A 13,031-nucleotide genomic window follows, 5' to 3' on the forward strand; every position below is an offset into this window, starting at 1 on the left:
TTGAGCGTCAGACCGGCAGGGCCAGGTAGAACTGGGTACCTTCACCTGGTCGCGAGAAGACGCCCATGCGCCCACCGTGCAACTGCACGATTTCCTTGCACAGGGCCAGTCCCAGGCCGGCCCCGCCCTTCTTGCGGCCTACTTGCACGAACGGCTCGAAGATGCGGCCCTGCTGACCATAGGCGATACCCTCGCCCGTGTCCTCGACACTGATGATCACGCGTTCGGCATGGCGGCGCGCATGCAGGCGGATGCGCCCGCCCTGGGGGGTGTGCCTGACCGCATTGTGCAGCAGGTTGTCCAGCACGCGGTCGAGCTGAGCAACGTCAGCCTGGATGCGCGGCAGTGGCGGCTCCAGGGCCAAGACCAGTTCGATCTGCTTCTGGCCCGCCTGATCGGCGAAGCGCACTTGCGCCCGCTCCAGCAATTCATCGATGGCACAGGGCGCCAGCTCGAGCTTTTGCAGACCGCTTTGATAGCGGCTGAAGTTGAGCAGGTCGTTGATCAACTGGGTCAGGCGCTGCATTTCTTCGCCGATGGTTTCCAGCAGATCGTATTCACGCGCTTCCTCGGGAAACTTGACCCGTTCGCGCAGCAAGCCGAACGCCATGTGCATACCGGTGACAGGCGTACGCAGCTCGTGGGAGGCGCGTAGCACGAACTCGCTGCGCACCCGCTCGAAGGCACGCTGTTCGGTCACATCGTGCAGCACCATCACGGCGCCCAGGATCGGGCCCTGAGGATGGCTGACGGGCGTCAAGCTATAGGTCAGCAGACGCGTTTCCTCGTCAACGTCGATGTGAAGGTCGTCCGGTTGACGGTCCAGACTGCCGCCGCGTAGCACCTGGCACAGTTGCTGTTCCAGTTCAGGTCGTTCCAGGGCTTCGGCCAGGCTGCTGCCAACGCGGCTGTCGTTCCAGCCCAGTTGGCGTTGAGCAACCGGGTTCAAGTGCTCGAGCAAGCCCTGTCGGTCGATGATCAGCAGGCCATCATCGATACTGTCGAGCACGGCTTGCAGGCGCTGCTGCCCGGCGAGCAATTCGTCGACATTGGTGGCCTGGTGCTTGCGCAGGGCGTCGGCCATGATCCCGAAGCGACGCGTGAGCTGGTTCAGTTCGCTGGCTTGAGTGATCGGGAGTGTGACATCGAAATTGCCCTTGCCCAGCTGATCGGCTGCCTTGGCCAGGGCCTCGATGGGCTGGCCGAATCGGCGGGCAATGTTGTGGGCCGTGATGAAGCCCAAAACCAGGACCACCAGGCCCATCAGGCCCAGCACGCCGCCTACCAGCAGTGCGCGGGCACGGCTTTGTTCTTCGCTGCGAGCGATGTTGGCCAGCGCTTGTTTGTGGGAATCGATCAGGTCGGTACGCACTTGATTGAATGCGGCGCCCAGTGGCTGGTCCACGGCCAGGCTGCGCGAGGGCGCCGGGGTGGCGTGGTAAGCCTCGAGAAATGCCTGGTAGTGGTCGCGGGCTTCGCTGAACCCTGGCCGCTGGCCACCGTCGGCCAGGCCTTGGTCGAGCAGGCGTTGGAAGTCGTCTTGCAGCGTTTGCAACTGACCTGGAGCCGTGTCCGTATCCAGCAGCAGGATAAGCTGCTCACCCAGGTTCTGGCGTAGCTTTAGCCCTACATCCAGCGAGTGGTTGGTGTCGCGAACCAGCGCCTGCTGGGCCGAAGCCATCTGCAGGACACTGACCAGGCCGAGTAGCAACCCCAACAGGGCGACCGTGACCAGCGCCGAGATGCTGAGAAAGAGCCGCGTGCGCAGCTTCATGGTCGGCCACTTCACAGGTTGTACTGCTTACGCTTGCGATACAGGGTCGATGCGTCGATTCCGAGGGTCTTGGCGGCTTGGTCGAGCGTGTCGCTGGCGGCCAGCACAGCGCCGATGTGCGCGCGCTCAAGCTCATCCAGGCTCAAGGCGGCCCCTACGCGCGGCGCGTTGCTGGCCGGTTGCTCGCCCATGCCCAGATGGCTGATCTCGACCTTTTCCTGGGGGCAGATGATGCTGGCCCGCTCGATCACGTTACGCAATTCGCGAATGTTGCCCGGCCAGCGATAATTGAGCAGCGCTGCACGTGCTTCCTCACTGAAACCGCGGGCCGGCCTTGAGTATTCCTTGACGAAGCGCGCCAGAAAGCGGTCGGCAAGCGTGAGGATGTCTTCACTGCGCTCGCGCAGGGGCGGCAGGTGCAAGGTAATGACGTTCAGGCGGTAGAGCAGGTCTTCGCGGAAACGACCCTCGCGCACCATTTCTTCAAGGTTGAGGTTGGTGGCGGCGAGAATGCGCACATCGGCCCGGCGGGTGACCGGGTCGCCAACACGCTCATATTCCTTGTCCTGGATAAAGCGCAGCAACTTGGGTTGCAGGGTCAGGGGGAAATCACCGATTTCATCGAGGAACAAGGTGCCGCCGTCCGCCTGGTTGACTCGGCCAAGAGTGCTTTCGCTGGCGCCGGTAAAGGCCCCTCGCGTGTGACCGAACAATTCGCTTTCCATCAGCTCGGCATTGAGCGACGGGCAGTTGATGGTCACGCAGGCCTTGCGTGCGCGCTTGCTCCAGCCGTGGATGGCGCGAGCCAACTCACCCTTGCCGGTCCCGGATTCGCCCAGGATCAGGATGTTGGCATCAGTGGTTGCCACCTGGCGGGCTGTTTCCAGTACGACCATCATGGCCGGGCTGTGGGAGTCGAGGCCATCCTTGGGCTTGCGCACTTCGCCTTCCAAGGCTTCCAGGCGGGCGGAAAGCTGGCGCACCTCCAGTTGCTTGGCTGTGGCCAGGCGCAACTGGTCAGGACTGCAAGGCTTGACCAGATAGTCGGCGGCGCCGGCCTGGATGGCATCGACCGCTGTATCGATGGCGGAGTGGGCGGTCACGATGACCACACGCATCCACGGCGCCTGAACGCGCATCTGGGCCAACACGTCCAGGCCATTGTCTTCGCCAAGGCGCAGGTCAAGGAAGCACAGGTCGAACACCTGGCGCTGCAGCAGGCTCTCCGCCTGAGTGGCGCTGTTGGCGGTCGCCACGCTATAGCCCTCGTCTTCCAGGCAGTAGCGGAAGGTGCGCAGGATCGCGGACTCGTCATCCACCAGCAGAATGCGGCCTTGCTTGTCCTGGGCTGATTCCATGTACCTGCGCTCCTTTGGGAAATATCTTTGTTTAGTGTGGGAAAAATCGGGCAAGTTGCATGGTCAATTCTGAAGGATTCTGCCCTTTGCACGCCAGCGAGTCGACCAGCATGCTCAAAAGTCCCGGGGGACTGGCGATTTGCTTAGAGAGGGTGGTTGGCACATTGGTTGCGAAGAGTTTCAGATTTTGCCTACAAAAGGAGAGTACGACATGCCCTTCCCCTTTCGCGCGCTTGCGCTAGCGGTCAGTTTGCTGCCCTTCGTCGCTATGGCGAGTGGAGATCCTGTTCACGATGCTCGCTTGGAAGGTTCGCTGCAGACGGCAGTGTCCCTGAACCGGATCCTCAACCCTTATCGGATCACCGTTGAGGTCGACGGCGCATCGGCGCGTTTGGCTGGGGAGGTCGAAAATGAGGTTGAGCGCCGTTTGGTCGAGGAAGTGGCCTTGGCCACTTCAGGTATCGAGAAGGTCGACAATCAGGTAAAGGTCAATCCTGAGCTGGTTGAGCGACCGCTGGCGTTGCGAGCCTATGCCCGGCGCACGGAAGACGTGACGCTGACGGCGGTCATACGGTCACGGCTGTTGTGGAGCCGCCTGACCGAGAAGGCATCTATAGAAGTGCAAAGTGACAGCGGTGTCATCACGCTCCGGGGTCGGGTAGACAATCCCGAGGCCAAGGAGCTTGCGGGCGTCGTGGCACGTACCACCGAGGGGGTGTACCTGGTCAACAACCTGATCAGCCTGGACACCGCCGCCATGATCAAAGCCAAAGGCCAGCCCGTGGATGCCCCGAGCGGACCACAGCCAAGCGATGCCTGGATCGTGGATAAAGTCCAAAGCAGTTACAGCTTCAGCCGCAACCTCGACGGGCTGAATCTGAAGGTGGTGAGCCAGGATGGCTTGGTACGACTCTCCGGCGAAGTCGTTAGCCCCGAGCAGAAAAATATCGCGATGGACATCGCCAGGCAGATCATCGGAGTACGTGGCGTAGATGCCGACATGCTCAAGGTGGCAACCAAGGTTGAGGGGTGATCGTGCATTTCGCACGGCCCCCCAGGGTGCATCGTGCAGGATACGTGGTAGGTTCTAATGGTTCAATCTTTTAAATCATTGAAAAATAAGGATTTTTTCTAATTTGAAAGCTGGCACGCAGGCTGCAATTACTTGTTCAAGTCTGGACAAAAATTACAGCAGGAGAAGCCGGCATGAACCGCCCATCTGTCAACCGTTTGCAAGTTACCGCCCTGCCACTGCGTCAGATCATGTCGCTTGGCATCGCGGTCATGCTGACCTTGGCAGCAGGGCTGTTCTACTACAGTGTGCAAACCGCCCGGTTGGCCGATCAGGTAGCGGCGCAAACCGCCCTGCTTTCGCAGATCCAGAACACCCGCGCCAGTAACCTCGTTCAGGCAGCCGAGCCGCTGCCATCGAAGGGTAAGGCCGAGTCCCCTGCAACCGTTGAACATGTCGTACCACAGGACCGTTGGGTGTTCTGATCACCCTGCTTTTGAAAAACAAAGGAGAATCACCATGCTGAGCTGGGCTATCACTTTCCTCATCATCGCCATCGTCGCTGCAGTTCTGGGCTTTGGTGGTATCGCTGGCGCTGCAACGGGTATCGCCAAGATCCTGTTCATCGTCTTCCTGGTTCTTTTCGTGGCTTCGTTCTTCTTTGGACGCGGTCGCAGATGAGCAGGCTGTTGCGCAATGCCGTAGCTGGCGTTCTGATGATGAGCGCCACTGCAGCAGCGTTGGCGGCCAATGATGGCCAGCAACGCGTCGATCAATTGCTGGGTAGCGATGCCGAATACCGGGAATCTTGGCAGGATGCTGTCAAAGGCGAAGAACGCCTGCCCGATTGGGTATTGAACCTCACGGGGAGTTCGCCTCAGCAGATGTCGGCGGTCACGGAAGACGGTAATAAGTACCTCGTGGGCCCGCTCTGCGAAGCCGCGGACAAATGCACTTACAAGCGTTTGATCGTGGCATTCAGCTGGGACAAGGATGACGCCTACGGGATGCTGGTGGAGGTACCGGAAGGCCTGCCCAGCGACAAGTCGCCTACCCGCCATGCGCAGTACCGGTGGCTTGGCGAACCTGATGATGGCATGAAAGCCCTGCTTCAGGAGCAACTCAAGCAGGACCCGAACTGGTACTGAGTCGCAAGACCAGTGTGGTTCAGGTCCGGCACTGTCATGAAATAGAAGCTGAACGGCCGTAGGCTTGCAGCCTTCTATGATGCGCCGCTCCGAGGAGGAGCAGCACATGACCAAGGGGCCGGGCTGTTCTGATCGCTACAGGATCGGAGTGGCCTAGGGGTACAGGGAGTGCCTCCACCTGTTGGGCCGGGTCAGGTAAGGCAGAATCGGAAGTTCCAGGTCAGTAGAGCCCTGAACGATCTTCAGGGTGGACCTGGCTTCCGAGGAGCCATCCAAATATCAGTGCACGATGCACGAATTCCCTCTCGGGACACATTTTGTCTCAACCGCATGTCTTTTTTTTCCTCAGCCGTGCTATCAATACGAGCTGCGTTTGAAGCATTCGGATTGTCGAACAACCTGATTTTTCCTACGTGCTTTTGCGACTATTCCAGCCGCCATTTGGCGTTTATGTCCTATTCGGGTTTCCGAACGGCGCACCGCATGTCAGTTATTTCCCTCGAAATGCCTCCACTTTCCCATGCTTGATCGGTATGGGGTATGCGTTTCCGGCATTAGATTTCCCTCTTTCCCATCGCAATAGTTGCGGCCTTTTTCGCCGACCGAGCCCTGCGCTCGTCTGCGCTGTCCTTACAACACGTCGCTGATCGGCGCATTCGCCCGGGGTTGTTTCCACAGTTTTCCGGTAGCCGTTAGTTGACATGACCACTACAACAAAGGGTAAAGACATGAAGAAGGCAAAACTGAGCCTCGCCTGGCAGATCGTCATCGGTCTGGTCTTGGGCGTTGCAATCGGCGCGCTCCTGAACCACTTCAGTGCGGAAAAGGCCTGGTGGATCAGCAACGTCCTTCAGCCTGCTGGTGATATCTTCATTCGCCTGATCAAGATGATCGTGGTCCCGATCGTGATCTCATCGCTGATCGTGGGCATCGCCGGGGTTGGCGACGCCAAGAAGCTTGGCAGTATTGGCCTGAAGACCATCCTTTACTTCGAAGTCGTCACGACCATCGCCATTGTCGTGGGCCTGGTGCTTGCCAACCTGTTCCATCCGGGCGCCGGCATCGACATGAGCACCCTCGGCACCGTGGACATCTCCAAGTACCAGGCGACCGCCGCCGAGGTGCAGCATGAGCATGCCTTCATCGAGACCCTGCTCAATCTGATTCCGTCGAACATCTTCGCGGCGCTGATGCGCGGTGAGATGCTGCCGATCATCTTCTTCTCGGTCATGTTCGGCCTTGGCCTCTCCAGCCTGCAAGCCGAGCTGCGCGATCCGCTGGTACGCACCTTCCAGGCCGTATCGGAAACCATGTTCAAAGTCACTCACATGATCATGAAGTACGCGCCGATCGGTGTGTTCGCGCTGATCGCGGTGACCGTTGCCAACTTTGGCTTCAGCTCATTGCTGCCACTGGCCAAGCTGGTCCTGCTGGTGTATTTCGCCATCGCCTTCTTCGCCTTCATGGTGCTGGGGCTGGTAGCGCGCCTGTTCGGCTTCTCGGTGATCAAGATCATGCGCATCATGAAAGATGAGCTGATCCTGGCCTACTCCACCTCAAGCTCGGAAACCGTCCTGCCACGGGTTATCGAGAAGATGGAGAAATACGGTGCGCCCAAATCGATCTGCTCGTTCGTGGTGCCTACCGGCTACTCGTTCAACCTCGACGGCTCTACCCTGTACCAGAGCATCGCGGCCATCTTCATCGCCCAGCTCTACGGCATCGACCTGTCGTGGAGCCAGCAGCTGCTGCTGGTACTGACCTTGATGGTGACCTCCAAAGGTATTGCCGGAGTACCGGGTGTTTCGTTCGTGGTACTGCTGGCCACCCTGGGTAGCGTGGGTATCCCGCTGGAAGGTCTGGCGTTCATTGCCGGTGTCGACCGCATCATGGACATGGCCCGCACGGCACTCAACGTGATCGGTAATGCCCTGGCCGCGCTGGTCATCTCCCGCTGGGAAGGTATGTACGACGCAGCCAAGGGCGAGCTGTACTACGCCTCGCTGATCGCCGAGAAGCCTGAAGCTGCCATGGTGGGTGAAGCAGCCAAGCGCTGAGGCTAAGCCTGTTGGACACAAAGCCCCGACATGTCGGGGCTTTTTGTTGTCTGCGGCATCTACACTCACGGCGGGCCGCAGCCAGGGCGGTGTTCGATACGTTATGATTCGGGCATTTCGGGGGAGGTACGTGGATGCTCAACGGCTTGTGGCTCGGCTTTTTCCTGGTAGCGGCCATATCTGCCATGGCTCAATGGCTAGTGGGTGGCAACGCTGGCATCTTCGCGGCCATGGTCGAAAGCATCTTCGCCATGGCGAAACTTTCCGTCGAGGTCATGGTATTGCTGTTCGGCACCCTGACGCTGTGGCTGGGCTTTCTGAAGATTGCCGAGCAGGCGGGTATCGTCGAATGGCTGGCCAAGGTGCTGGGCCCCTTGTTCGCACGGCTGATGCCAGAAGTGCCGCCTGGGCACCCCGCGCTGGGGCTGATCACCATGAACTTTGCGGCCAACGGTCTGGGCCTGGACAACGCTGCTACCCCTATCGGCTTGAAGGCCATGCGTGCCCTGCAGACGCTCAACCCCAGCAGCACCACGGCCAGCAATGCACAGATCCTGTTCCTGGTGCTCAATGCGTCTTCCTTGACCCTGCTCCCTGTGACCGTCTTCATGTACCGGGCTCAGCAAGGCGCGCCCGACCCAACCATGGTGTTCCTGCCTATCCTGCTGGCCACCAGTGTGTCGACGCTGGTAGGGCTGCTGTCGGTCGCGGTGATGCAGCGTTTGCGGCTATGGGACCCTGTGGTGCTGGCTTACCTGGTGCCCGGTGCGTTGCTGCTGGGGGGCTTCATGGCCTTTCTCGGCACGTTGTCGGCAGCCGCGCTGGCCAGCTTGTCCTCAATCCTGGGCAACCTCACGCTGTTCGGGGTGATCATCGTCTTTTTGATCATCGGCGCGCTTAAGCGGGTCCAGGTCTACGAAGCGTTCGTCGAAGGGGCGAAGGAAGGCTTCGACGTTGCCAAGAGCCTGCTGCCCTACCTGGTGGCGATGCTGGTGGCGGTCGGTGTGCTGCGCGCATCAGGGGCGCTTGAGGTGGCGTTGGACGGTATTCGCCATGCGGTGAACTGGATGGGCCTGGATACGCGATTCGTCGAAGGGCTGCCAACTGCCCTGGTCAAGCCGTTTTCCGGCAGTGCCGCACGGGCGATGCTGATCGAGACCATGCAGGCCCAGGGTGTGGACAGCTTCCCTGCCTTGGTCGCTGCGACCATCCAGGGTAGTACCGAAACCACGTTCTACGTCCTCGCCGTGTACTTCGGTGCCGTGGGTATTCAACGGGTGCGCCATGCCGTGGGGTGTGCACTGTTGGCCGAGTTTTCCGGTGTGGTGGCAGCGATCTGCGTTTGCTACTGGTTCTTTGGCTGAACGGCGTTTCAGGTGCTACAGGGTGCGCCGCTCATGAAGCGGCGCCATCCTCGACTACCTTGAAGCGCAGTACGCCTATCACCTGGCCATCTTCGGTCAGCACCCTCACCTGCCAACGCCCCACCGGGTTGGGCGGGAAGTTCTGCTTGTGGGTCCAGGCCCGATAGCCTTCCTTGCGCCCACCGTGAATGTCCAGGGCGATACGGTCCACCTCCTGCCCGTCTTTCTGCCACACATGGTAGATCCGCTCATTCAGGCCGCGCGGCGCGTTGATGGCGGTATAAGCGTACAGGCCGCTGCTGCGAATACGGCTGGCAGCGATTTTATCCAGTGAATCTCCCGGCTCACGGTTGATGACCTCGGTACTCACGGCGACCTCGGTCATCCACAAGGTGGCCGGCGGCACCCAGGAGCGCAACAACCAACCACCGCCACCGACTGCCAGCGTGATCACCACCAGGCCGACACCGCGTCGCCAGTTGCTGACCGGGAAGCTGCTGACCAGGCTTGGGAAGGACAAGGCCATGGCGATGATCAGGGCCAGCTTGAAGCTTTGCGCGGTGGTGAGGTGCAGGATGATCGGCAAGGCCGTCAGCAAGGCGGCGAACAGGGTCAGGGTGTGCAGCGCCATGAACAGCCAGCGCCGCGGCGCGAGCCAGCGGTAGTACAGCGGGTCGATGATCGAGACCAGCCCGGCGGCGCCCAGCAAGCCTGTAAAGATCGACTGGCCGCTGTTCCAGGTGGTAGTGATGAAGAAAAACGGCAGCACGAAAAACAGGGATTCCTGGTGGATCATCTGCGTGGCATAGCGCAACAGCGGCTGGGGTATTTCACGCTTGAACGTACGCGTGAACAGGCGAGTGAGCGTGCTTTCGAGCATCAGCCAGACCCAGCTGACCAGCAGCATGACGGCGATCCAGCTGGCAAGCCCCGCCTGCCGGTCGACCAGGATGAAGCTGCCTACACCCGATAGAAAGCCCCCCAAGGCAATGACGCCCGGATAGCGTTTGAGCAGTTCGATGATGCGCTGGGCGATCTTGGGTATTGGGGGCATGGGGGCTGCAATGCTTGGAGTGGCTAGGGGGCGGCCCTTGCATGCACGACGCGGGCATTGAAAGGATACCGCCGTTTCACATGTGCCGAGTAGCACCGCTTGGCTTGTCAGGAGTTTGTCGACGCCAGCGCAGAAGGCACGCGGCGAGCAGCAACCCTGCCAGCAGGAACGACAGACCGTAGAGCTCGTCGTACCCAAGCAGCGGTTTTTCGATACGAATGTAGCCTTCGTGGGCGAGCAACTGCTCGAGCGCCTGGTTGGCTTGCTCCAGTGTCACTCGTCGCAGCTGACGCACAGGGCTGGTGAAGCGGCCGTCGGTGTAGTCGTTCAATGCGCCCCAGTAATAATCGGCAAGGGCACTGTTACCTTGGGTTGCCCAACTTTCCTTGGCGATGCTCGCTTGCTTGATGCGGGCAAAGGTGTCCGGGTCCAGGCCCTGCTTGCGCAAATGATCGAACAAGCGCCGCATGACCTCGATGGCCCTTCCTATATCATCGCGCTCAAGGTCGGCGTTGAGGCTGAGCAGGCCGGTATCACCGAAGCTCTCGCGCTGGACCGAGGGCCCGTAGGACAGGCCGTTGCGCAGGCGCAGCTGGTCGTACACTGCCCAATCCAGATAACGGGAGAGCAGATCCAGGGTGGCCTGATGGTCGTTGTCCAACACGGGCTCGATGAACAGCCAGTGGAGTTTGGCGGTATCGCCCAGCCAGCCGTGCATCAGGTCGCGCCGTTGCTTGGCCTCGTGGCTGATCGATTCCAGATCACGGCGGTCTTCCGGCTCGGTGGCCGGGAGTTCGCCGAAGGTTCTTTCCAGGTAGGCGGGCAACAGGCGGTCAAGGCCACCCACCATGATCAGTGTCATGTTGTTGGCCGCGTACCAACGCTCGCGCAGGCCTTGGACCTGCTCGAGGGTCATGTCGTCGAGGTTGGAGCGCTCGGGGCATTTCAAGCCCAATTCCGTGGCCAATTGCTGCCCGGCGGGGTGGCCGATATCCTGCCGGTCGAGCCAGCGCTGCAGGTGCCCGTAATGGCCACCGTCCTCACGCTCGATGATGCGCTTGGCAGTGGCCAGGGCCTTGGCGTCGATCTGGGTGTCGCGAATGATCGACAGCAACAGATCGAGTACCTTGCGCTGATTGCGTGCGGGCGCCTCAATCACGAACGTGGTGTCGGCATTGCCCGTGAACGCATTCCATTCGCCACCCAGCGCCTGCAGGCGCTCTTCCAGACCCCCTTCGCCCGTGTCATCCACCCCACTGAACAGCAGGTGCTCCAGCAGGTGCGGCAGCTCTTTCTGGTCGCAGCCGAAGTCGTCCAGGCCCACCCCCACGACCAGGCGAATGGACACATGGTCGCGTTCGTAGCCGTCCTTGAGGATGACCTGCAGGCCGTTGGGCAGCAGATAGCCCTCCACGCGAGCGCGGTCCAGGGCAAAGGAGCAGAAGCTACACATCAGCAGGCAGACGAACATCAGGCAACGCATGGGTGAGCGGGGGTCCTCAGGTCGGCGACATCACGGCAGAGGGGCTTCGTCCGGCACGCTGTCGAGCATCAGCCCGCCCGTGTCCGAGCCGCCCAGTACCACATAGGCACTGCTGCAGAACAAAGAGTTCAACCGCTTCATGTCGGCGATAAGCTCCAGGTGGATGGAGCTGGTCTCGATGCTCTGTACCACTTTGCGCTGCAGGCGGCTGACATGGGCGTGGGCCAGGCGCCGTTCCTGGGCGCGAAAACGACGTTTCTCGCGCAGCAGCAAACGCGCGCTTTCCGGGTCGGCGCTGAGGAATACCGAGAGGCCGAGGCGCAAGTTGGCCAGCAATTGCTCCTGCAATCCGGTCAGTTCCTCCAGCCCCATCTGAGAAAAGGCACGGCGTTGGCTTGTCTTCTGCTGCTGGACTTTGCGCAACATGCGTTCGATCAGGTCGCAGGCCAGCTTGAGGTTGACGGCCAGCTCGATGATCTCGGCCCAGCGACGGTTGTCGTGTTCGCTGAGGTCCTCGCGGGTCATCTGCGCCAGGTATAACTTGATGGCGCTGTACAGGGCCTCGGCATCCTCACCCAGTGCGCGTACCTGCTGAGGCAATGCAGCCTGAGTGCCGCGCAGGGCGCCAAGCATGGCTTCAAGCAAGTTGTCGACGATATCGCCCAGGCGCAGCGTCTCCCGGGCCGCATTGGCCAGCGCCAGGCTGGGCGTTTCCAAGGCCGAGGCGTCGAGATGGCGCGGGCGTATCTGCCCGTTGTCGCGCTCGCGCTCTGGCAACAGGCTGTTGCACAGCCTTCCCATGGGCTTGACCGTAGGCAGCATGATCAGGCAGCGGGCCGTGTTGTAGAGCAAGTGGAAGCCAATGACCAGTTCTTGCGGACTGAAACTCAGTGAGTCCATCCAGTCCACCAGCGGGTGGAGCACGGGGATGATCAACAGCAGGCCGATCAGCTTGTACAGCAGGCTGCCCAGCGCCACGCGGCGGCCGGCGGCGTTCTGCATGCTGGTGCTGATGAACGCCAGCAGGCCGCTACCAATGTTGGCGCCGACCACAAGGCCTATGGCCACCGGCAGGCTGATCACCTCGGCACCTGCCAGTGTGGCGGTGAGCAGGACGGCGGCCAGGCTCGAATACGACACCATGGCAAACAATGCACCGACCAGGGCGTCGAGCAGAATGTCGCCGGTCAGCGAGGCGAAAAGCACCTTCACGCCTTGGGCATGGGTGATGGGGGCGGCTGCCTGGACGATCAGTTCCAGCGCCAGGATGATCAGGCCCAGGCCGATGCCGACGCGGCCGAGTTGGCCAGCACGGGTCTGCTTGCGTGAAAGGAAAAAGATCACCCCCAGGAAAATCAGCAGGGGCGAAAGCCAGGACAAGTCGAAGGTCAGTACACGGGCCATGAGCGCCGTGCCCACGTCGGCCCCTAACATGATGGCCAGCGCCGGGGTCATGGCCATCAGGCCCTGACCTACGAATGAGGTGACCAGCATTGCGGTTGCGTTGCTGCTCTGCACCATTGCAGTGACCAGAATGCCAGCGATGAAGGCCAGCGGGCGTTTGTCCATGTTCTGGCCGATGATGCGTCGCAGATCCGAACCGAACACCCGTAAAATGCCGGTTCGCACGATGTGCGTGCCCCACACCAGCAAGGTGACTGCCGAAAGCAGATTGAGTAGGGTCAGCATGACGAGAGCCCCCTGAGTGCACCGGCCAAGGTGGCCGGTCGAAAAGACGCGGGCGCAGTGCTGTTTGCAAAGGCCTGTTCAAGCTTTAGTTC

11 protein-coding genes are annotated in these 13,031 nt (G+C 60.8%); 6 read left to right on the forward strand and 5 right to left on the reverse strand.

Annotated features, from left to right (window positions below; genetic code table 11):
- Positions 1-7 precede the first annotated feature (7 nt).
- Complete coding sequence (locus tag MOP87_RS21520; protein ID WP_033737087.1) at positions 8-1,774, reverse strand: KinB sensor domain-containing domain; 1,767 nt, start codon at positions 1,772-1,774, stop codon at positions 8-10.
- An 11-nt stretch (positions 1,775-1,785) separates the two neighbouring features.
- Positions 1,786-3,132 (reverse strand): sigma-54-dependent response regulator transcription factor AlgB, encoded by a 1,347-nt coding sequence (algB, locus tag MOP87_RS21525; RefSeq protein WP_027913227.1) that lies wholly within the window; start codon positions 3,130-3,132, stop codon positions 1,786-1,788.
- A 211-nt stretch (positions 3,133-3,343) separates the two neighbouring features.
- Here algB and MOP87_RS21530 point away from each other — a divergent pair, with 211 nt between their 5' ends.
- From MOP87_RS21530 to MOP87_RS21555, 6 genes are all read left to right on the forward strand, one after another.
- The gene (locus MOP87_RS21530) at positions 3,344-4,165 is read left to right on the forward strand and encodes a BON domain-containing protein (RefSeq protein WP_242809974.1); all 822 of its coding nucleotides are present in this window, start codon (positions 3,344-3,346) and stop codon (positions 4,163-4,165) included.
- 173 nt (positions 4,166-4,338) lie between these two features.
- Positions 4,339-4,629 (forward strand): hypothetical protein, encoded by a 291-nt coding sequence (locus tag MOP87_RS21535; protein ID WP_027913225.1) that lies wholly within the window; start codon positions 4,339-4,341, stop codon positions 4,627-4,629.
- Between the two features lie 34 nt (positions 4,630-4,663).
- Entirely contained in the window at positions 4,664-4,825 is a 162-nt protein-coding gene (locus MOP87_RS21540) for a DUF1328 domain-containing protein (protein ID WP_023532363.1), read from the forward strand.
- The gene (locus MOP87_RS21545; protein WP_088522797.1) at positions 4,822-5,292 is read left to right on the forward strand and encodes an inhibitor of vertebrate lysozyme family protein; all 471 of its coding nucleotides are present in this window, start codon (positions 4,822-4,824) and stop codon (positions 5,290-5,292) included. The genes MOP87_RS21540 and MOP87_RS21545 overlap by 4 nt, the downstream gene beginning before the upstream one ends.
- A 728-nt stretch (positions 5,293-6,020) precedes the next feature.
- Positions 6,021-7,349: a glutamate/aspartate:proton symporter GltP gene (gene gltP, locus MOP87_RS21550; protein ID WP_023532821.1), complete on the forward strand. Its 1,329-nt coding sequence runs from the start codon at positions 6,021-6,023 to the stop codon at positions 7,347-7,349.
- A 134-nt stretch (positions 7,350-7,483) separates the two neighbouring features.
- A complete protein-coding gene (locus MOP87_RS21555) occupies positions 7,484-8,713 on the forward strand; it encodes a spore maturation protein (protein WP_023532681.1) in 1,230 nt (409 codons plus the stop codon).
- Positions 8,714-8,744: 31 nt separating this feature from the next.
- Here the strand turns inward: MOP87_RS21555 and MOP87_RS21560 are convergent, their stop codons facing one another.
- The 3 genes from MOP87_RS21560 to MOP87_RS21570 form a co-directional block, all read right to left on the reverse strand.
- Positions 8,745-9,767: a DUF5924 family protein gene (locus tag MOP87_RS21560; protein WP_027913223.1), complete on the reverse strand. Its 1,023-nt coding sequence runs from the start codon at positions 9,765-9,767 to the stop codon at positions 8,745-8,747.
- Between the two features lie 76 nt (positions 9,768-9,843).
- Positions 9,844-11,250, reverse strand: coding sequence for a pitrilysin family protein (locus MOP87_RS21565; protein WP_110606311.1), 1,407 nt, complete (start codon positions 11,248-11,250; stop codon positions 9,844-9,846).
- A 30-nt stretch (positions 11,251-11,280) separates the two neighbouring features.
- Positions 11,281-12,939, reverse strand: coding sequence for a Na/Pi cotransporter family protein (locus MOP87_RS21570; RefSeq protein WP_027913221.1), 1,659 nt, complete (start codon positions 12,937-12,939; stop codon positions 11,281-11,283).
- Positions 12,940-13,031: the final 92 nt, after the last annotated feature.

It is taken from the genome of Pseudomonas sp. I3-I5 (assembly GCF_022699445.1).
Lineage (GTDB): Bacteria > Pseudomonadota > Gammaproteobacteria > Pseudomonadales > Pseudomonadaceae > Aquipseudomonas > Aquipseudomonas fulva.

Coding starts and splice junctions, on each gene's coding strand:
- MOP87_RS21520 (WP_033737087.1), bottom strand. CDS start 1,774: ATGAAGCTGCGCACGCGGCTCTTTCTCAGCATCTCGGCGCTGGTCACG.
- algB (WP_027913227.1), bottom strand. CDS start 3,132: ATGGAATCAGCCCAGGACAAGCAAGGCCGCATTCTGCTGGTGGATGAC.
- MOP87_RS21530 (WP_242809974.1), top strand. CDS start 3,344: ATGCCCTTCCCCTTTCGCGCGCTTGCGCTAGCGGTCAGTTTGCTGCCC.
- MOP87_RS21535 (WP_027913225.1), top strand. CDS start 4,339: ATGAACCGCCCATCTGTCAACCGTTTGCAAGTTACCGCCCTGCCACTG.
- MOP87_RS21540 (WP_023532363.1), top strand. CDS start 4,664: ATGCTGAGCTGGGCTATCACTTTCCTCATCATCGCCATCGTCGCTGCA.
- MOP87_RS21545 (WP_088522797.1), top strand. CDS start 4,822: ATGAGCAGGCTGTTGCGCAATGCCGTAGCTGGCGTTCTGATGATGAGC.
- gltP (WP_023532821.1), top strand. CDS start 6,021: ATGAAGAAGGCAAAACTGAGCCTCGCCTGGCAGATCGTCATCGGTCTG.
- MOP87_RS21555 (WP_023532681.1), top strand. CDS start 7,484: ATGCTCAACGGCTTGTGGCTCGGCTTTTTCCTGGTAGCGGCCATATCT.
- MOP87_RS21560 (WP_027913223.1), bottom strand. CDS start 9,767: ATGCCCCCAATACCCAAGATCGCCCAGCGCATCATCGAACTGCTCAAA.
- MOP87_RS21565 (WP_110606311.1), bottom strand. CDS start 11,250: ATGCGTTGCCTGATGTTCGTCTGCCTGCTGATGTGTAGCTTCTGCTCC.
- MOP87_RS21570 (WP_027913221.1), bottom strand. CDS start 12,939: ATGCTGACCCTACTCAATCTGCTTTCGGCAGTCACCTTGCTGGTGTGG.